21 protein-coding genes are annotated in these 18,857 nt (G+C 71.5%); 9 read left to right on the plus strand and 12 right to left on the minus strand.

Features of this window, described 5'->3' with window-relative positions; genetic code table 11:
• Positions 1 to 66 precede the first annotated feature (66 nt).
• The 5 genes from OV207_RS20880 to OV207_RS20900 all read left to right on the plus strand — a co-directional run bounded on the left by OV207_RS20880 (position 67) and on the right by OV207_RS20900 (position 3,715).
• Positions 67 to 1,332 carry an AAA family ATPase gene (locus OV207_RS20880; protein ID WP_267556880.1) on the plus strand — a complete coding sequence of 422 codons (1,266 nt, stop codon included), beginning with the start codon at positions 67 to 69 and terminating at the stop codon, positions 1,330 to 1,332.
• Positions 1,329 to 2,051 carry a hypothetical protein gene (locus OV207_RS20885; RefSeq protein WP_267556882.1) on the plus strand — a complete coding sequence of 241 codons (723 nt, stop codon included), beginning with the start codon at positions 1,329 to 1,331 and terminating at the stop codon, positions 2,049 to 2,051. The genes OV207_RS20880 and OV207_RS20885 overlap by 4 nt, the downstream gene beginning before the upstream one ends.
• On the plus strand, positions 2,048 to 2,875 hold the full coding sequence (locus tag OV207_RS20890) for an aminotransferase class IV (protein ID WP_267556883.1): 828 nt from the start codon (positions 2,048 to 2,050) through the stop codon (positions 2,873 to 2,875). The genes OV207_RS20885 and OV207_RS20890 overlap by 4 nt, the downstream gene beginning before the upstream one ends.
• Before the next feature lie 128 nt (positions 2,876 to 3,003).
• Entirely contained in the window at positions 3,004 to 3,177 is a 174-nt protein-coding gene (locus OV207_RS20895; protein ID WP_193347506.1) for a hypothetical protein, read from the plus strand.
• A 70-nt stretch (positions 3,178 to 3,247) separates the two neighbouring features.
• On the plus strand, positions 3,248 to 3,715 hold the full coding sequence (locus tag OV207_RS20900) for a carbonic anhydrase (RefSeq protein ID WP_193347505.1): 468 nt from the start codon (positions 3,248 to 3,250) through the stop codon (positions 3,713 to 3,715).
• On the opposite strand, the gene OV207_RS20905 is transcribed toward OV207_RS20900, so the two are convergent.
• Positions 3,712 to 4,428: a tetratricopeptide repeat protein gene (locus OV207_RS20905; protein WP_267556884.1), complete on the minus strand. Its 717-nt coding sequence runs from the start codon at positions 4,426 to 4,428 to the stop codon at positions 3,712 to 3,714. The genes OV207_RS20900 and OV207_RS20905 overlap by 4 nt on opposite strands.
• A gap of 131 nt (positions 4,429 to 4,559) precedes the next feature.
• Here OV207_RS20905 and OV207_RS20910 point away from each other — a divergent pair, with 131 nt between their 5' ends.
• The 3 genes from OV207_RS20910 (at position 4,560) to OV207_RS20920 (ending at position 6,950) form a co-directional block, all read left to right on the plus strand.
• Entirely contained in the window at positions 4,560 to 5,282 is a 723-nt protein-coding gene (locus OV207_RS20910) for a spermidine synthase (protein WP_267556885.1), read from the plus strand.
• Between the two features lie 16 nt (positions 5,283 to 5,298).
• On the plus strand, positions 5,299 to 6,120 hold the full coding sequence (locus OV207_RS20915; protein ID WP_267556887.1) for an alpha/beta hydrolase: 822 nt from the start codon (positions 5,299 to 5,301) through the stop codon (positions 6,118 to 6,120).
• 128 nt (positions 6,121 to 6,248) lie between these two features.
• Positions 6,249 to 6,950, plus strand: coding sequence for a VOC family protein (locus tag OV207_RS20920; protein WP_267556888.1), 702 nt, complete (start codon positions 6,249 to 6,251; stop codon positions 6,948 to 6,950).
• 178 nt (positions 6,951 to 7,128) lie between these two features.
• Here the strand turns inward: OV207_RS20920 and OV207_RS20925 are convergent, their stop codons facing one another.
• The 11 genes from OV207_RS20925 to OV207_RS20975 form a co-directional block, all read right to left on the minus strand.
• The gene (locus OV207_RS20925; protein ID WP_267556890.1) at positions 7,129 to 7,932 is read right to left on the minus strand and encodes a heme ABC transporter ATP-binding protein; all 804 of its coding nucleotides are present in this window, start codon (positions 7,930 to 7,932) and stop codon (positions 7,129 to 7,131) included.
• Complete coding sequence (locus OV207_RS20930; protein WP_267556891.1) at positions 7,929 to 9,014, minus strand: FecCD family ABC transporter permease; 1,086 nt, start codon at positions 9,012 to 9,014, stop codon at positions 7,929 to 7,931. The genes OV207_RS20925 and OV207_RS20930 overlap by 4 nt, the downstream gene beginning before the upstream one ends.
• Entirely contained in the window at positions 9,011 to 9,883 is an 873-nt protein-coding gene (locus OV207_RS20935; protein ID WP_267556892.1) for a heme/hemin ABC transporter substrate-binding protein, read from the minus strand. Before OV207_RS20935 ends, OV207_RS20930 begins: the two co-directional genes overlap by 4 nt.
• Positions 9,880 to 10,965, minus strand: a complete 1,086-nt coding sequence (locus OV207_RS20940) for a hemin-degrading factor (protein ID WP_267556944.1) — start codon at positions 10,963 to 10,965, stop codon at positions 9,880 to 9,882. The genes OV207_RS20935 and OV207_RS20940 overlap by 4 nt, the downstream gene beginning before the upstream one ends.
• The gene (locus tag OV207_RS20945) at positions 10,965 to 11,624 is read right to left on the minus strand and encodes an HmuY family protein (RefSeq protein WP_267556894.1); all 660 of its coding nucleotides are present in this window, start codon (positions 11,622 to 11,624) and stop codon (positions 10,965 to 10,967) included. Before OV207_RS20945 ends, OV207_RS20940 begins: the two co-directional genes overlap by 1 nt.
• A gap of 40 nt (positions 11,625 to 11,664) precedes the next feature.
• Positions 11,665 to 13,560, minus strand: coding sequence for a TonB-dependent receptor plug domain-containing protein (locus tag OV207_RS20950; RefSeq protein WP_420715249.1), 1,896 nt, complete (start codon positions 13,558 to 13,560; stop codon positions 11,665 to 11,667).
• A 173-nt stretch (positions 13,561 to 13,733) separates the two neighbouring features.
• Complete coding sequence (locus tag OV207_RS20955; protein ID WP_193348247.1) at positions 13,734 to 13,934, minus strand: hypothetical protein; 201 nt, start codon at positions 13,932 to 13,934, stop codon at positions 13,734 to 13,736.
• Positions 13,935 to 14,038: 104 nt separating this feature from the next.
• Positions 14,039 to 15,010, minus strand: coding sequence for a shewanella-like protein phosphatase (locus OV207_RS20960; protein ID WP_267556896.1), 972 nt, complete (start codon positions 15,008 to 15,010; stop codon positions 14,039 to 14,041).
• Positions 15,011 to 15,082: 72 nt separating this feature from the next.
• Positions 15,083 to 15,433: a hypothetical protein gene (locus OV207_RS20965; RefSeq protein WP_267556897.1), complete on the minus strand. Its 351-nt coding sequence runs from the start codon at positions 15,431 to 15,433 to the stop codon at positions 15,083 to 15,085.
• 143 nt (positions 15,434 to 15,576) lie between these two features.
• Positions 15,577 to 16,947, minus strand: a complete 1,371-nt coding sequence (locus OV207_RS20970; RefSeq protein WP_267556898.1) for a hypothetical protein — start codon at positions 16,945 to 16,947, stop codon at positions 15,577 to 15,579.
• A gap of 45 nt (positions 16,948 to 16,992) precedes the next feature.
• Complete coding sequence (locus tag OV207_RS20975) at positions 16,993 to 18,132, minus strand: UTP--glucose-1-phosphate uridylyltransferase (protein ID WP_267556899.1); 1,140 nt, start codon at positions 18,130 to 18,132, stop codon at positions 16,993 to 16,995.
• Positions 18,133 to 18,397: 265 nt separating this feature from the next.
• Here OV207_RS20975 and OV207_RS20980 point away from each other — a divergent pair, with 265 nt between their 5' ends.
• A complete protein-coding gene (locus OV207_RS20980; protein ID WP_267556900.1) occupies positions 18,398 to 18,856 on the plus strand; it encodes a YaiI/YqxD family protein in 459 nt (152 codons plus the stop codon).
• The last annotated feature ends 1 nt before the right edge of the window (position 18,857 follow it).

Here is an 18,857-nt window from a genome sequence, read left to right on the forward strand (position 1 = left end):
CCAACATCTTGGCCCTGCTACAGACCTGACCTATACCCACGAACAGGCCTCCCCCTTCGGAAGAACATGCTCGAAAAACTGGCGCTCAAGGATGTCGGACCTGCCCCGCAGCTCGCGTTCGACTTCGCTCCACGCCTGAACCTTCTGACGGGCGACAACGGGCTGGGGAAGACCTTCATCCTGGACGTCGCATGGTGGGTCCTGACCCGTTCATGGCCCGATGCTCCGGCCATGCCGCAACGGGGTGCGAGCGTTGAACCCACCATTGACTTCAAGTTCAGCGGCAAGAGCAGTTCTATCGAGTACACCAGCACCTACGACTTCCCCAGTCAGTCCTGGACTCGCAGAGGGGGGCGTCCCGCCAACCCTGGGATGGTCCTCTATGCCCGCATCGATGGCTCGTTCTCCGTCTGGGACCCGGCGAGGAACTACTGGAGACAGGCACCCTCTCTCGGAATCGATGAACCGGACCGGCCCGTGGCCTACCAGTTCGCGCCGCAAGACGTCTGGAACGGGCTGGAGCCTCAGGGGAAGATCTACTGCAACGGTCTCATCCGTGACTGGGCCACCTGGCAGGGCCGGAATGGCGAAGCCTTCCATCAACTGCTCTTGGCACTTCAGACGCTGTCGCCCTCCAAGGATGAACCTCTCGTTCCTGGTGAGCTAACCCGGATCAGCATTGAGGACGTCCGTGACATGCCAACGATCAAGGCACCTTATGGGCAGCAGGTCGCTGTCATCCACGCCTCTGCTGGTGTCAAACGCATCATCTCGCTCGCATATCTGCTTGTCTGGACCTGGCAGGAGCATGTCCAAGCCAGTCGCCTCCTCAATCAGGGCACGACAAACCAGATCATCTTCCTGATTGATGAAATCGAAGCGCATCTCCATCCACGCTGGCAGCGAACCATCCTCCGCTCGATCCTGGACGTCATGGCGGCGCTGACGGGCCAGCAGGTCGACGTCCAGCTCCTCACGGTCACGCACTCGCCGCTCCTGCTGGCCTCGGTAGAGCCACTCTTCGACGAGAAGAAGGACGCGCTCTGGAACCTTGACCTCATCGGGCAGCAGGTTGAACTCCGGCGCGAAGCGTGGCGCAGGAGGGGAGATGCGAACGCATGGCTGACGTCGGATGTCTTCGATCTCGCGGAGCCCCGCTCCCTGGAAGCCGAGCAGGCCATCCAGAGCGCGGAGGCCCTCATGAATCGAAAGGACGTGCAGCCCGCTGAGTTCCTGCGCGTTCAACGAGACCTACGTAGCAGTCTTCCTGACGTCGACTCCTTCTGGCTCCGCTGGGGCTTCTGGGCACAGGAATCTGGATTCAATAAATGATCCCAGTCGTGGAAAGGCCGGAGCCCCGTCCTCCTGATTTCGACTTCGACCAGAGGGTCCGCCAGCCTGGGCTCAGCGCACTCGCTGAACTGACGGGAAACCCTGCGACTTTGACACGCTCGGGACGTCGTATCCAGCCGAGGGCGACTCGCATCGAAGACCTCACACCTGCGGTCCTCCGCGACTACGACTACTGGACGCGGGCTTTGGATGCGCTCCACGAAGCCTACGATGGCATTTGCGCATACTCCTGTTTCTATATCGAGCCTATCTGCGGGCCCACAGTCGATCATTTCGTCGCATTGGCGGCGCCAGGGTTCGACAAGGCCTACGACTGGAACAACTACCGCTTGGCGTGCTCCCTCATGAACACGCTCAAGAACAAATACGCGGACGTGCTCGACCCGTTCCTCATTCGTGACGGCTGGTTCACCCTCAACTTGGCGACATTCAAGGTCGAGCCCGCCCCGGGACTTGACGAGCCTTTGCGCTCACGGGTGCAGGCCACCATTTCCCGCCTGCAGCTGGATTCGCGAGACATCAGCAAGACGCATGAAAATTGGTTCAACGAGTTTTTCCGCCCCAAGAGCGGCCAGCCGATTCCATTCTCATATCTTGAGCGCCGTGCGCCGTTCCTTGCACGGGAACTGCGCCGCCAGGGGCGTGTTCCTCCAAGTCATGGAACGCCCATAGCCGCGTCGCCTCCCACATCTCCGTGAGCATCCCCATCGTCTCCGTCGATGGCGTCGTCCAACGTTGGGAGGACCTGCGGCTCCAGGACTTCGCCCAGGGCTTCTTCTTTGGCGCGGGCTTCTTCACCACGTTCCGCATTGATGCTGGCCGGCCGCTGTTCCTCGCCCGGCACCTCGCGCGCCTGCGCGGAAGCCTCGCCGCGTTCCCCACCGCCGTGCGCGCTCCGCCGCCGTCGATCCTCCAGGAGGACGCCGTGCGCGACTCGCTTCGCCGGTGTCTGGAGGCGGATCCGCTACTCGGGCAGAGCTTCACCGGCGTGGGCAAGCTCGCGGTCAGCGATGGCCGGGTGCTCTGCACCTTCCGCCCGCTCGCCCCGGACTTCGAGTCCCTGCGCCTTGATGGCCGAGTGCTCGACAGCGTGGAGCCCGGGGCGTACCGGCGCGCGGAGCGCACGGTGAACCACAAGGGGCTCGCGTGGTTCCGCCAGCATGCGCTCCTGCCGCGACTGCCGCTGATCACCAACGAGGCGGACGAGGTCTGCGAGCTACCCACCGCGAACGTCTTCGTCCAGTTGGGCGGCGCGCTCGTCACCCCGCCGCTCGCGGCCCCGTGCCTGCCAGGCATCGCGCGCGCGGTGCTGCTGGACGCGGGCCACGTGGGCGGGCTACCGGTGGCGGAGCGGCCCCTCCCGCTCGCGGAACTCTCACGGGCCCAGGCGTGCTTCTTCAGCAACGCGGTGGCGCTGGCCGTGGGCGTGCCCCACCTGCTGGGCCAAGCGCTTCCCGACAGCCTGCGCCTCGCGGAAGAGGCCCGCGCGGTGCTCGAAGCCCGCGCCCGTCACGAAGGCTGAAGCGCCTGGGCAGCATTGCCCGTGGGTCAGCGACCGACCGGGCAAGCCCCGGAAGGCCGCCTCCACTGGCACTCCCCGAACCCGGCCCCAGATTGGAAGGCATCACTTCCAACGACAGGGGGCACGACATGGCCGCGAAGAAACCCGAGGAGAAGCAGGTCGTTCACCAGGGCGCGAGCGAGAACGAGGACCTCCGTCACAAGGGGGGCGGTCGCGAGGCCGAAGCGGACAAGCACGCGGGGCCGAAGCCCGAAGGCAACGGCGGCACGGGCCAGCCCGCAGCGTTCCCCGAGCACAACTGACCCACGCACGACAGGGCTGAAAGACGCGAAGTCACTTTCGCGGGAGACGGGAGCCGTTAACCTGGGGTCCATGTCCGACCCCGCGCCCTTCGTCTCCCGCGTCCCCTTCGAGTCCACCCACCCGAAGGCCCTGGCCGTGTACTGCTCGGACGGGCGCTTCACCGAAGCCGTGGAGGACCTGGCCCACCACCTGGGCCATGAGCGCATCGACACGCTCACGCTGCCCGGCGGCCCCGCCCTCCTCAACCGCTGGGCGTCCGACTACCTGGAGAGCGAGGGCATCACCCGCGCCGCGAAGTTCCTCATCGAGGGCCACCACATCGAGGACGTGCTGCTGCTGGCGCACGCGGGCTGCGGTTACTACCAGTCCCGGCACAGCGCCCTGGGCCCGGACATCATGGCGGAGCAGCAGATGCGGGACCTGCACTTCGGCGCGAAGGAGCTCCAGACCGCGTACCCGCACCTGCGCATCCACCTCTACTTCGCGCGGCCCAAGGGCAAGACCGTCGAGTTCGAGCCCATCCCCCGCGAACGCTAGCGCGCGTCCCGGAGCCCCTGGCGGAGCGCCTCCAGCAACGCTGGGGGATCTCCCACGCGCAACGCCGCGAGCCCCGCGTCGAAGTCCGCGCGCGCGCCCGGCACGTCTCCCCGCGCCAGCCGCAGCACGCCCCGCGCGTGGAGCAGCTCCGGGTCCACCGCTTCGCCCACCTGGGCATCCAGCGCGGTCGTGAGGTCCTGCTCGGCCGCGTCCGTCCGCCCCGCGCGCACCCGGGTCCGGGCGCGCTGTTCGAGCAGCCACGGGTTGCCGGGGTCCTCCGCCAGCGCGGCCGTCCAGTCCGCTTCGGCCTCCGTCCAGCGGCCCAGGGCGATGAGCGACTCCGCGCGCTTCATGTGCACCACCAGCGCCTTGCGGAAGCCCGCGGCCTCCACCTGCGTGAAGCCCTCCACCGCCTCCGCGTGACGCCCCAGCCGCGCCAGCGCCAGCGAGCGGTGGTAGCGCGTGGCCACGTGGCCCGGGGCCAGCGCGAGCACGCGGTCGAACCACGGCAGCGCCTGCTCCGGCTGCCGGCCCCACACGCCCAGCGTCAGGCCCACCTCCACGAGCACGCGCACCTGCTCCGGGTGGGCGTCCGCCAGCTCCCTGGCCAGCGCCAGGGCCGACGTGTAGCGGCCCCCCCGGCGCAGGCGGTCCACCTCGCGGAGCGGTTCGGACAACTCCGGGGGCCACGCCTGACGTCCGTTGCGTTCCATGGGTGGGGGCCGCGTCCTCGGGGCTGGGAGCCGCAGGGCGCCTCGCGGCGATTTCGCAGGCACGTCCCGGGGTGTCAAGGCAGGGTGGGCGCCCCCTTGACCTGCGGCCCCGGTCGCGCGAAGAGCGCGACATGAAGCCCTGGGAGACAGTCGAGCGCGAGCAGGTGCCGGAGGTGGGAGAGGTCGTCCTTGCCCGGCGTGACAGTGAATACGTGCTGCGCGTGCGCGGCCAGACGCTGATGTCCAGCCGGCAGCACGGCTCCGAAGCGGTCATGGCCGAGGCGGGCTGCGCGCACCTGGTGGGCGTGGAGAAGGCCCGGATATTGGTGGGCGGCCTGGGCTTCGGCTTCACGCTGCGCGCGGTGCTGGACCGCATGGAGCCCTCCGCGCGCGTCGTCGTGGCGGAGCTGCTGCCTTCCGTGGTGGCGTGGAACCGGGGCATCCTCGCGCCCCTGGCCAAGGCCCCGCTGGAGGACAAGCGCGTCACCGTGGTGGAGGGTGACGTGGGCCGGCTGATGCGCAAGCAGAGCGGCGCGTTCGACGCCATCCTGCTCGACGTGGACAACGGCCCCTCCGCCCTCACCCACCCGGACAACGAGAGCCTCTACGACTACGCCGGCGTGTCCGCCGCCTACAGCGCCCTGCGCCCCAAGGGCACGCTGGTGGTGTGGAGCGCCGGCCCATCGCCCGCGTTCGTGAAGCGCCTGGAGGAGGTGGGCTTCACCGTCCAGCTCATCCATGCCGCCGCGCACGGGACGAAGGGTTCGCGCCACACGCTCTTCTTCGCGCAGCGCATCGGCAAGGGTCCGGCCTCGGTCCCGTCCCGCTCGGGCAAGCGTCCGGGGCGGGGTTGAGCGCATGCGCCGCTCGATGACGCGACTCAGCCTGTGCCTGTTCGTGGCGCTCCTGGCGGCTTGCAGGGGCCACGGGAACACCGTGCCCCCGGAGGCGGGGCCCGTGCGCGCGTCCTTCACGCTCGCGTCCGCCGCGCTCCAGGAGACCCGGCGGCTCAACGTCTACACGCCCCCGGGCTACGACACGGCGGAGGCCATGCGCTACCCCGTGCTGTACATGCCTGACGGCGGCGAACAGGAGGACTTCCCGCACGTCGCCGCGACGCTGGACACCGCGATCCGCGCCGGAGAGGTGCGGCCCTTCATCCTGGTGGGCATCGAGAACACGGAGCGGCGGCGCGACATGACCGGCCCGACGCAGGTGGACGAGGACCGGAAGATCGCCGCGCGCGTCGGAGGCTCGGCCGCGTTCCTCGCCTTCATCCGGGATGAGCTGATGCCCGAGGTGCGCCGTCGCTACCGCGTCACGGATGAGACGGCCATCATCGGCGAGTCCCTGGCGGGCCTGTTCATCGTGGAGACGTTCTTCCTGCAACCGGAGCTGTTCACCACGTCCATCGCCCTGAGCCCCAGCCTCTGGTGGAACGACGAGGAGCTGGTGCGCAAGGCCGCGGAGCGCCTCCAGGCACGGCCGGACCTGCGCGCCACGCTGTATGTGGCGTCCGCCGAGGAGGGCAACATCGCCCCGCAGTCCGCGCGCCTGGCGGAGGTCCTCCGCGCCAACGCGCCCGCCGGATTGAAGTGGCGGTACGAGCCCCGGCCGGACCTGCGCCACGACAACATCTACCGCTCGCTGTCCCCCCAGGTGCTGCGCCTGCACTTCGCGCCCACGCCTTGAGCAGCGGGGCCCTCCCCCACGGCGGGCAGGGCGGCGGGCGGCGGGTGCCCGCGCGTGGGAAAAGGGATAGAAATCCGGCTCGCCGTTCCGTTCCGGGACGGCCCCTTTCTCCACCGTGGAGGCATTCGATGGGTCTTCCCACTGGCGTGCATCATCTGGCACTCGCGACCCGGGACATGAAGGCGCAGCTTGCGTTCTTCACCCAGGTCGTCGGCATGGAGTTGGAGGCGCTGTACTGGATGCACGGCGTGGAGAACACCGTGCACGCGTTCCTGCGCCTGGGCGACACCTGCTCCCTGAGCTTCGTGCAGGCGCCGGACATGGCGACCATCGAGCCGGTGATTGGCGTCTCGCACCCGGGCTTCAGCGCGGGTTCGGTGGCCCCCGGCGCGATGCAGCACCTGGCGCTGAGCGTGCCCACGGAAGCGGAGCTGCTGGCGCTGCGCGACCGGCTGCGCTCGCACGGGTACTGGGTCGCGGGACCCGTCAATCACAACATGTGCAAGTCGATGTACGTCCAGGCCCCGGAAGGGCTCATCCTGGAGTTCGCCACCGCCGAAGGCGCCATCGACGTGGAGCAGTGGATCGACCCGGCCGTGGTCGCCTTCTGCGGCATCACCCCCGCGGAGCTGGAGGGCTTCGTCCGTCCGCCGCCCTTCACCTCGCAGGGCGGCAAGGTGCCGCAGCCAGCCCCCACGACGCGTCCCAACTTCGTCTTCACCGGCGAGTGGGCCCCGCGCGGCGCCGTGTTCTTCCAGCTCACCGACGAGCAGATCGCCGCCGCGCTGGATTCGCCCACGCCGCCGGTGCCCCGGCGCCCGGCCCCCTGAGCCCGCGACGACGCCGCCTTCATGCCTGACGCCGCGGGCGGCTTCATCGTCGCCATGTCCGGCAGCAACAGGTGGCAGGTGTCCGCCAGCATCCGGACGTGAGCGGAGAGCAACACCCCGCCGCGAGGAGGGTCCGACGCGCGGCCTTGGAGGGGCGTTCACGGGAATGCCTGGGCTTTCAGGGCGGCGGCGACGCGCGGCCCATGGGAATCACCAGCGGTCCGGGCAGGTCCGGCCGCGACAGCACCTCCACGCGCAACCCGAAGGTGTTGGCGATGAGGTCCGGGGTGAGGACGCCCGTGGGGGTGCCCAGCTCCACGCAGCGGCCCTGGTCCAGCACCGCGATGCGATCCGCGTAGCGCGCGGCCAGGTTCAGGTCGTGCAACACCGCGAGCACCGCGCCGCCCTCACGCGCGAAGGCGTGCGCCCGCTCCAGCACCAGGTGCTGGTGAGACAGGTCCAGGCTCGCCGTGGGTTCGTCCAGGAGCAGGTAGCGGTGCCCCTGCGCGGGGGGCGTCCACAGCTGGGCCAGCACGCGCGCCAGTTGCACGCGCTGCCGCTCGCCGCCCGACAGCGTGGTGTACGCGCGCGAGGCCAGGTGCTGCGTGTCGGTGGCATCCAGCGCGGCGCGGGCCACCTCCAGGTCGGACTCCGCGCCGCCGCGCCGCGCGTGCGGACTGCGCCCCAGCAGCGCCACCTCCAGCGCGGTGAAGCCGAAGCCCAGCGAGGACTCCTGGGGCAGCACGCCCAGCCGCTGCGCGCGCTCCACCAGGGGCCACGCATGCAGCGCGCGGCCCTCCAGGAACACGTCTCCCGTCTTGCAGCGAAGCTCGCCCGACAGCGCGGCCACCAGCGACGACTTGCCCGCGCCGTTGGGGCCCACCACGGCCAGCACTTCGCCGGGCCGCACCTCCAGCGACAGGGGGCCCGCCACGCGCCCACGCCCGCGCCACACCTCCACGTCGCGCGCCTCCAGGCTCATGCCGCCCCCTTGCGCGCCAGGAGCGCGATGAAGGCCGGCACGCCCAGCACGGAGGTGAGCGCCCCTATCGGCAGCTCCGAAGGAGGCGTCAGGGTGCGCGCGAGCAGGTCCGCCACCAGCAACAGCGACGCGCCCGTGAGCGCGGACGCCGCCAGCAGCCGCCGGTGGTCCGGCCCCAGCGCGATGCGCAGCAACGCGGGCACCATCAGGCCCACGAAGCCAATCATGCCCGTGAAGGACACCGCCGCCCCCACTCCCAGCGCGGCGGCGAGGATGAGCCTGCGCTTGAGCCGCTCCACGTCCACGCCCAGGTGCCACGCCTCGCGCTCGCCCAGGAGCATCAGGTTGAGCGCGCGCGCCTCGCGCAGCAGCAGGCCCAGCGTCAACAGCAGCGGCGCCGTCGCGACGCCCACCGTCTCCCACGACGCGCCGCCCAGGCTGCCCAGGCTCCAGAAGGTGATGGAGCGCAGCTGCGCGTCCGACGCCGCGTGCGTCAGCAGGCCCATGCCCGCGAACGCCCCCGCGCTCACCGCCACGCCCGCCAGCAGCATGCGCGGCGTGTCCGTGCGGCCTCCGCCCGTGCCCAGCCGCTGGGCCAGGAGCGTCGCGCCCAGCGCGCCCAGGAAGGCCGCGCCCGGCACCACCAGCATGCGCAGCGGCCCCGCGTGCGTGCCCAGCGTCACGTCCAGCACGATGGCCAGCACCGCGCCCAGCGCCGCGCCGCTGGAGGTGCCCAGCAGGCCCGGCTCCACCAGCGGATTGCGGAAGAGCGCCTGGAGCGCGGCCCCCGTCGTCGCCAGCACCGCGCCCACCATCACGCCCAGCACCACGCGCGGCAGGCGGAGGTTGAGCAGCACCGCGCGCTGCATCGGCTCCAGCCGCTGGGAGGCCTCGCCCAGCCCCAGCGCCTCCCAGAGGCTGCCGAGGATGGCGGACGGCGGCACCGACACGGTGCCGATGGCCAGGGACGCGAGCGCCGCCAGCGCCAGCACCAGCCCCAGCGTCACCCAGGGCCCCGCGCCCGGAAGCCGCACGGGCGCCGGACGCGCGGCGGGCACGCGCACGGCCTCCGACGCGCTCATTTGGCGCCGCCCTTCCCCGCCGGCGCCGCCCCGTCCTGGAGGCGCCCCACGGCCCGGCCCAGGCCCGGCCCCAGGCCCATGAAGTCCACGTCGTCCACGGTGACGAGGCGCCAGCCCTTCACCTGCGACAGGCCGGGCTGCTTCGCCAGCCCCTCCGCGCCACCCACCGTCGCCACGGAGCCCGCGGGCAGCAGCACGAAGTCCGGCGCCGCCGCCACCACCGCCTCCGAGCTGAGCGGCTTGTAGCCCTGCAGGCCCGCCACGGCGTTCACCGCGCCCGACAGGCGGATGAGCGTGTCCGCCACGGTGCCCGTCCCCGCCACCATCATCGCGCCCGCGCCCCGCGCGTACACCGCGAGGATGCGCGGCGGCTTCGTGCCCTTCACGGAGGCCGCGCGTCCGGCCGCCTTCGCGAGGTCCTCATCCAGCTTCGCCACCAGCGCCCGCCCCTGGTCGGGCGTGCCCAGCCGCTCCGCGATGGCCTGGATGCGCGCGCGCGCCGCCTCCACCGTGGGCTCGTTGGCGAACGTCTCCACGCGCATGCCCGTCTGCTTCAACTGCTCCAGCACCGCCGGAGGCCCGGCCTCCGCCGACCCCAGCAACAGGCCCGCCCCCAGCGACAGCACCCCTTCGGCCGACAGCGCCCGCTGGTAGCCCACCGTGCGCACCTTCGCCGCCTCCGGCAGCGCCGCGCTGGAGTCGTCCACGCCCACCACCCGGTCGCCCGCGCCCAGCGCGAACACCGTCTGCGTCACGGCCGGCCCCACCGTGACGAGCTTCGGCGCGGCCTTCGGAGCGGGCGGCGCCGCGTGCGAGGCCAGGGCGAACAGGGCCGCGAACAGCCCCCACTTCGAAGCCAGCGGCCTCATGACGCCACCTCCACCGCGGGCAGCGCCCGGCCCAGCTCTTCCATCAGCGCCCGCCACGCGGGCGACTCCAGCTCCCCCGGCTTGCGCTTGCCGAACAGCAACCCGATGTTCTCCCCCGCCCGGTCGAACAGCTCCAGCGAGGTGACGGTGCCGTCGCGCGTGGGCTTGCGCACCACCCAGGCGGAGTGGACGTGATCCGCGCGGACGTGGAGGTTGAAGCCCGGGTCCAGCACGTTCATCCATGGCCCCATGGGCCGCACCGTGCGCACCGGCCCGGTGTGGATCTGGATGGCCCCCGGGTTGCCCACGAAGATCATGATGGGCAGCGCCGACGACGCGGCGCGCTCCAGCGTCCAGCCCAGCGCGTCCGGCGCCACCGGCAGCGCCAGCTCCGGGCCCGCGAGCCGCAGCGCCTGCGTGCGCGCCACCTTGAAGCGCTTGAGCAGCGCGAAGAACTCGTGCGTGTCCTGGAGCGCGCGCCAGCCGTCCACCAGGCCCGCGGCGTCGATCTCCGAATCCGGCAGCGGCGCGGGCGGCGCGGCCACCGGCGCCACGCTCAACACGGGCGACGGGTCCGCGTGCGTCAGCTCCCGCACCAGCGCCTCGTAGGCGGCGACGTCGGCTTCGGGCTGGAGGTAGATCTTGTGCACGGCGGTGCCCGCCGCGTCGAACACCTGGAGGCTGCGGCGCACCTCGCCGGAGACGTCCTCGCGCAGCGCGAACACGAAGCACCAGCGCGACAGGAACAGCCGCAGGTCGATGTCCTCGTCCAGCACCAGCGCCATCGCGCCGTGCACCTCCACCTTGTGGTAGACGCCCTTCTTCTCGTGCACTGCGGACGCGTTGCGCGTCAGGGCCATCACCCGGCCCAGCGACTCCAGCCGGGGCAGGAGCACGTCGAAGCGCGGCTCCAGCCGCACCACCTCGCCGCCCAGGCCGGTGACGAGCAGCTCCGCCTCGCTCACCCCCAGGTGCTCCGCCGCGTCGCGGATGCGCACGCGGGGCTGGGATTCCTTCAGGGCCCGCCAGCGCTCTCGCAGCGCGGCGGTCGTGCTCGCGGACGCCTCCACCGGGGTCGTCATCACGGCTGCCCCCCGGCCGGCGCGGTGACCTTCGCCCACCGCAGCTTCACGTTCGCGGGCGTGCCGGCGTCGTCGTAGTACGACAGCAGCTCCACCTTGAAGTACGCCCCCTGGTCGGAGCGCACGACGTAGAGCTGCGGGCGCGGCGTGAGCGTGTGGAACTTCATGTCGTAGGCGTACCAGCCCCCCGCCGCGTTGAAGACCGTGTCCGGGGTGGTGTCCACGTCATCGCCGTCCGCGGCATCCGAGGCCCAGCCCGTCGTCGGCGCCTGGGTGAGCTGTTCGAAGGTCGTGTCCGTGAGGACGGCCACCTGCACGTCGCCCGTCCCGCTGACGCCCCCACGCGACATCACCACGAAGCGCTGGAAGGCCAGGTCCCAGGCCGCGTCCTCGGTCGCGCTCGCCTCCTTGCCCGTATCCAAATCCAGGCCCACCCAGAGCGTGGGCTCCATGGCGTTGACGACGGACGTGAAGGACCCGTCGCCGTGGTCCTGGTGCTTGAGGTTGGCGCTGTCCTCCGGATGGATGATGGGGTCCTCCTCTTCCCCGGGGCCCGGCTGGGGCTGGAGGTCGTCACCGCAGGCGGAGCTCAGGCCCGCGACGAGCAGCGCCGCGCAGGCGCGGCCCAGGAAACCAGGGCGCAACGGAATGGAGGACATGCGGACTCCTTCGGAAGGGACAGACGGTGGAAGGGGAGGCTCAGAACCGGGTGGACACACCGGCCTGGAGCGTGCGGGGTGAAATGGGCAGGTCGTTGGGATTGCCCGCGTCGGTGAGGTTGCTGCCGACGACGAAAAGCTGGAGCCCACCCGCTGGCATGAGCCAGGCGACGCGGGCATCCAGGGAGACGGTGCGACTGGCACGGTAGGAATCCGCCACACCGTCTCCGTTGGTATCTGGATAGAAAGGTCGCTCGCCCGTGAGCGCGCCACGCACCAGGGCCTCCAGGCCCCACGCGCGGTGACGCCAGGTGGCCTGCGCGGTGAGCCGGTGGCGCGCCTGGCCTTCCAGCGCGCGCTCCAGGTCCTGGTCCGTGCCTTCGGTGAGCGTGTAGCCCAGCTCCACCTGGACGCGGCCGGGCAGCGACTGACGCACGCCCAGCTCGCCGCCGCGCACCCGCGCCCGGGCGATGTTGATGTACGAGTAGCGCAGCGCCTCGCCCTCGGCCTGGAGCGACGCGGCGATCATGTCGCGCAGCGAGTGCTGGAAGACGCCCGCCCACACCAGGGAGTCGCGAAGGGGCCGCACCTCCACGTTGATGTTGTAGCTGCGGGAGCGCTCCGGCTTCAGGTCCGGGTTGCCGCGCACGGTGTAGCCCACCGAGGGGTTCTCGAAGTCGATGAGCAGGTCCTGGAAGCTGGGCGCGCGGTAGCCCCAGCCGTAGCCGCCCCGCAGCGTGAGCCATGACAGGGGGTCCACCTTCAAGGCCGCCCGGGGCGTCACCGCGAACCCGAACTGCGAATCCAGGTCCACCCGTCCGCCCCGCACCACCACCAGCCCCAGCTTCTCCCAGATCGTCCAGGTGTCCTGCGCATAGAAGGAGCCGCGCCCGCGTTGGCCCTTGCCGCCCTCCAGCCGGTCCGAGCGCAGCCACTCGCCCAGGTACTCCGTGCCCACCACGAACGCGTGCGAGCCGGGCCGCGCGTCCAGCTGCACGCCCAGGCGGGCCTGCTGGTCGCGCGTGTCCTCCACGGAGTCCAGCGCGGAGGCGTTGCGCTGGTCGCGCAGGTAGCGCCGCTCGTAGTGCCCGTAGGACAGGTCCGTGCGCAGCGTCGCCTTCCCCCCCAGCTTCCAGGACGGCGACAGGCGCGAGGCGAAGGTGTTGTCGCGGGTCGCGCGGTCGAACACGGCGTTGCCCGCGCCCAGGTCCACGCCGCGCTGGACGCGGTGGGAGAAGGACGCCGTGCCCTCCAGCGCCAGCGTGTCCGAGCCGCGCCAGTCGCCGCGCGCGGACAGGTCGTACCCATCCAGGCTGCTGCCGGAGGTGCCCATGTCCGTCGGGTCCAGGTCATACGCGGCGCGGCGCTGGAGCCCCCCGCTCATGCGCAGCCCCCACGCGTCCCCGCGCGTCTCGCCCGTCGCGTCCAGGTCCAGCCGGTTGAGCGTGCCGTAGGCGGCGCGCAGGTCCGCGCCCAGGGGGCGCTGCGCCCTGCGGGTGATGAAGTTCACCACGCCCGCCACCGCGTCGCTGCCGTACATCACCGACCCGGGGCCCTTCACGATCTCCACCTGTTCGATGTCCTCCATCGACAGGCGTGACAGGTCCACGTCACCGTCCACCTTGCCGGTGACGCGCTCGCCGTCCACCAGCACCAGCACGTACTCCGGCGCCAGGCCCTGCATGGACAGCCCCGCGCCGGAGAAGCCCTGCTGCACCACGAGGCCCGGGCGCGCGGAGAGCAGCTCCGAGGCGTCCCGCGCCCCGCTTGCGACAATCTCAGCGCGGGTGATGACCTCCGTCGTCACCGGGGATTCGCGCACGCGCTCCTGGCTGCGCGAGCCCGTCACCACCGTCTGGAGCGCGGGCGCTTCCTCCGCCACGCCTCCGTCCACGGACGGCACGTCCTCCGCCCGGGCCACGCCGGCCAGGCCCATGCAAAGCAGTGCGCAAAGCCATCCACGCCCGGACATCCAACGTCCTCCCGGCACGAAAGCCGGGGGCCTCCCGCGAACGGGAAGCCTGTCGGGCGCTGGGCTCAGGGGCCTCGGGCCGCAGGAAACACACCACCACCCCGGCCCTCACGCGGAGCCGGACACTGCCCACCGCCTCAGCCGCCCTTGCCCCGGGGCACCACCCGGCCCCCGCGGACGTCGCGGGACGGACTGGCGCCCTCCAGCGGCACCACCTGCGTCCGGTGACACCGGCGGCACTTCAGCTCCACGCCGCCCGGCACCAGCCGCGCCAGCAGGCTGCCGCACATGCAGCGCAGCTCCCCGGCACTTCCCTGCGGCCCGCATCCCTCGTGCATCGCGGCTCCCTGCGTTCGATGGGGCCAGACGATATTGATACTGACTATCAAAGTCAAAAGACTTCCGGTGAACACCGCAAGGCGGCGTTCTTGAAGGGTGGCGCCTACTTCGTGCCCGTCTTCACCGCGGGTCGGGGGGCGGCGGTGTCCCGGGGGACGGGCAGCAGGGGCACGCGGCCTTCGGGGTAGAGGGCGGTGGCGCGCTCGCCGCGAAGCTCCAGCGCGGACAGGTGGCGGCCGTAGTGGGTGCTGAGCCCGGTGTCGATGACGATGACCCGGCCGCCGAAGCGCACGGAGAAGCGGCCATCCTTGGAGGGGGTGTGGCCCATCACCATGCGCCGGGCGCCGAAGCGCTCCAGCACCTGGGTGAGGCCCGCGTCCCACTTCGCCTCGTCGTCCAGGGCGTAGCCGCGAAACCACACCGGGCCGTCCTGGGCCACGGCGCCGCCCGGCGGCTGGCCCGGCGTCAGGTCCTGCCACACCCAACGGTTGACGGCCTCCAGCGTCGCGCCCGGGACGCCCGGCGCCAGCCCTCCGTGCATGAAGAGCGTGTCGTTGACGCGGATGACGGCGGGGTGCGTGCGCAGCCACTTGCCATAGCGGCCGTCCGGGGCGTAGGCGGCGGAATGGCCGTGGAGGCCCCTGGGCTGCCCGGGGCCGTCGGCGGTGGAGGACTGGTCGGCGAAGGAGGCCAGCTCCCCGGGCGTGACGTAGCGCAGGTCGCCGCGCATGTTCATGCACTCGTGGTTGCCCAGGAGCGCGTGCACGCGGCCACCGGCCTTGCGCGCCTCCGTCTCCAGCCGCATGAGCAGCTCCAGCGCCGCCCGGGTGTGGTCGCCCCGGTCCGGGATGTCCCCGGTCTGCACCAGGTGCGCCTTGCCGCCCACCCAGCGGTCCTTCGCGTCGATGAGGCCCGCAAGCCGCAGCACCTCCTTGAACGCCTCCACGTCGCCGTGCACGTCTCCGACGGCGACGACGCGCTCCACGCCCTGGAAGGTGAAGGGGTCTTCCGCCTTGGGCGCGGCGGCGGCGGTGAAGGGGGACAGCAGCAGCAGGCAGAGCAGGACGGGGCGCACGGGCGGCTTCCTTCTTCGCCGCGAGGGACACCGCGCGCGGCGGGCAAAGCCTATCGCACGTCCCGCCCCGGCCTACGCGCGCGCGGCGGCGTAGACGTCCAGCAGCGTGGCGCCCGCGACGAAGCCGGTGGCGGCCATCAGGCGCCCCCTGCGCACCCCCGGCTCGCGGAAGCCGCGGCCCAGCGTGGCCAGGTCCAGCACGTCACCGGCCACCCGGGCCCAGAGCCAGGGACGCTTGCGCGCGGGGCCCAGCAGACCCACGCCCGCGGCCAGCTCGCGGACACCGTACCCCCGGACCAGGCCGTGCCCCCGGGAAAGGCCCAGGGAGCGCAGCAGCGGCTTCGCGCCCAGCAGCTCCGTGAGTCCCAATCCCACGCTCAACCAGCCCAATGCACGCGGCAGCTTGTGCTTCAACTTCGCCATGGCGATGCCTCCCAGTCGGATATTCCCTTCGCCTGAAGCTGGAGGCGACGCGGCGTGGCGCCAAGCGTTCGGCGCGGGCGGGGAGGCGCGGGCATCCGGAGGGCAGGCGGGCGGACTGGCCCCCTGCCGCCCGGGAATGTCGCTCAGCGGAAGCGGGCGGGGATGGCCCGCAGGAACTGCGCGTCCTTCCAATCCCAGACGCGCTCGGTGGCGGCGCCGTCCACGTTGACCGGATAGGAGTTCCAGTAGTGGACGTCGAAGGAGACGGAGGAGCGCCAGTGGACGAACAGGCTGAACACGGCCATCACCGAGAACACGCCGATGAGGGCGCGGTGCTTCGCGGGGGCCTCCAGCGCGGTCTGCACCGGGAACGCGAGGAAATAGACCAGGTACGGCAGCACGTCGGTGAAGAAGCGCGGGCCAATGGAGTGCCCGGCCCACCAGATGGGGAAGGCGGAGATGGCCACCCAGTGCAGCACCGGGATGAGGGCGAAGACGACCTCGTAGGGCTCCAGGCGCTTGCCGCGCCACAACTGGACGAAGCCCACGACGCTGAACACCAGGAATGGCGAGAAGATGAGCAGGCCCCGTGACGGGCTGACGAGGTTCGCGGCCAGGGCCATGAAGAAGCGGCTGGCGAGCGGATCCAACGCGTGCCGGTAGTAGGGCGACAGCAGCGCGCCGTAGACGGACAGGTTGTACGCGCAGAAGGGAATCGCGATGACCGCCGCGCCCGCGAAGTAGGCCGGGAGCTGACGCCGGTAGCGCAGGGCCATGAACCCGGTGACGACGAGCACGCTGAGGGAGTGCGTGGGCCGGCAGGCATAGGCGACCGCGACGGAGAGGCCCAGCAGGAACGCGGTGCGCGCGGTCTGCGCGGGCCGGGCCAGCAGCAACATGAGGCAGGCGATGGCGAGCAGGCCGGGGCCGTGCTGCCAGAGCACCCGGCTGGCGGTGGAGTACGCCGTGGTGCACAGCCCGAAGAGCAGGACCGTGATGAGCGCCGCGCGCGGAGACACCCGCTTGCGCAGCAGCAGCAGCAGCACCCCCGCCGCCGCGCAGACGTAGAACGACGCGATGAGCTGCTCGGTGCGGTTGTAGGCCCCCAGGTCTATCTTCCCGGTGCTCTGGAACATCCGCAGCCAGGACAGCGCCGCGGCGCCAGGGGCCCCCAGGTAGGGCAGCACCGGCCGCAGCAGGGTGAAGAGGCCTTCGGCGGCGGCCAGGAGCGGCAGCGCCGAGACCATCACTCCCGGCGGATAGACATAATACGTGCGCCCCCCGACCTCGTTGCGCGCGTAGTCCGTCGCCGACGAGAACGTGGGTTGGAACTCGTCCAGGTCGGTGTTGCCTTCATGGAGGATGCTGGCCGCGGACGGAATGGACCACAGCGAGTCCGTCTGCATCTTTACCTTGCTGCCGGAGTAGACGACGAACAAGGCCAGACACGTCAGCCAGAGCGCGAGCCGGGAGGCAGCGAAGTCACGGTGGGACGGAAGAGAGGGTGTCTGCACAGGGCCGCTTCTAGCGGATCCCCGCGGTGGATGCGCGGGCAGAACCTAACGCAATGCCTCCAGCCGCGGCCGCAGGCGCTCCGCCACCCGGGGGAGGTCGTCCGGGGCCTTCACCGGCTCGAAGCGGCTCGTCGCGGGGTCCGTGCGGCCCACCTCGATGAAGGCGACCGACAGGAGCGGCTGGCCATCCGGCCGGGTGAGGCTGCTGGCCTCCGCCGTCACCTGCTCGAACTGGAGTACGGGCGCGCCCTCCACCTTCTTGGGGACCACCCGGTAGGGAATGGGGAGCGCTCCGTCCAGCATCGCCTCCAGCGAGAAGGTGATGTTGTTGGTGGAGATGAGGGCATGCCGCGTGGGGTCCACCTTCTCCACGAGCTGGAGCTGGCCGTCCAGGCGCACCGGCGCGGCGCCCGCGTCCAGCGCTCCACTGGGATTGGCCCGGGGCGTCACCTCCACCGTCATCGCGCAGCCCCGTTGCAGGTGCATCCCGATGACGACCGGGTCGAGCGTCGCCGCCAGGTTGTCCACGTTGGAGAAGTACACGCAGCGCACGCCGCGCTGGCGCAGCGTCTGCCCCACCCCGCTCTCGCGCAGGGCCCGGAACACGTCCCCGTGGCCGGACGGGGCGAAGGACGGCTTCCCGTCCGCCTCCCGGAACAAGGCGCCGTCCGGCGTGAGCCGGGGGAGCATCTGCTGCCGGAAGAGGAACACGTCCTGGCCCGTCCCCCGCGCCTCCAGGTGCGCGGCGATGGCCTCGTGCGTGAGGAAGGACGTCATCACCGCCACCGGCACCGGGCGGCCCAGCCGCGCGCCCAGGCGGCGCGCCTCGGCGAGCTTGAGGTCCAGGAAGGTGTGCTCGCCCAGGACGGGGACCAGCCCCTTCACGCCCCCGCCAAAGCGCGTCCCCGCCCCACCGGCCACCACCAGGGCGGCCACCGCGCCGTCGCGGAACGCCTGCTCACCCAACGCACGGCAAGCCTCGTGGGCAGGCGTGCCCTCGCGGGGCAGGGGCTGGACGTCCCCAGGGCGCGGCGGTTCAAGAGAGCCCGTGAGCGACCGGGACTCCGTCAGCTCCCCGCGCTGGTAGCGGGCGAGCAGCCCCCGGAAGCTGGCCGCGTCGAAGCCGTCGCGGGCGAGCCGGGGGGCGTCGAGTTCTCCATCCACTTCCGGGGTCTGGGTCGTCACGCGCGGGAACATGGGGTGCCCGGCATCAAACCACATTGTCCCCGGGGACAGGGTCGCCCCCGAAGCGCCCGACACCCCCTGTCCCGCAGGCCTGCCGCGTGACCGGAAAGCAGCAAACAACCCCTCCGCCCCGACTCCCCTGGCGCCTGCACCCCGGTCCTCGCAAGGCGAAGGCCGCCCGCGGCTTCGGGGGCGTCCGGGCGCTGGCGGGGCCGTGAAGCACATCCGCCTTCCCCTGGCCTTGGAATCAACGAGGATGGGCCCCATGCAAATCTGGGTCGACGCCGATGCCTGCCCCGGTCCCGTGCGGGACATCCTGCTGCGCGCCGTGCAGCGCCTGAAGGTCCCCATCGTCTTCGTGGCGAACAAGCCGCTGGCCCTGCCCCGCCTGGCCTATGTCTCCACGGTGCAGGTGGGCGCGGGGCTGGACGTGGCGGACCGGCACATCGCCACCTCCGCGCAACCGGGCGACCTGGCCGTCACGCAGGACATCCCGCTGGCGGCGCTGCTCGTGCCCAAGGGCGTGGTGGTGATGGACCCGCGCGGAGAGCTCTTCACGCCGGAGAACATTGATGAGCGGTTGTCGGTGCGCAACTTCATGCAGGACCTGCGCGACAGCGGCGTCACCACCGGCGGCCCCAGCAGCTTCTCGCAGCAGGACCGCCAGCAGTTCGCCGCCACGCTGGACCGGGAGCTCAGCCGGCTGGTGAAGCAGCAGGGCTGAA

The sequence above is a fragment of the Corallococcus sp. BB11-1 genome (genome assembly GCF_026626625.1).
GTDB lineage: Bacteria > Myxococcota > Myxococcia > Myxococcales > Myxococcaceae > Corallococcus > Corallococcus soli.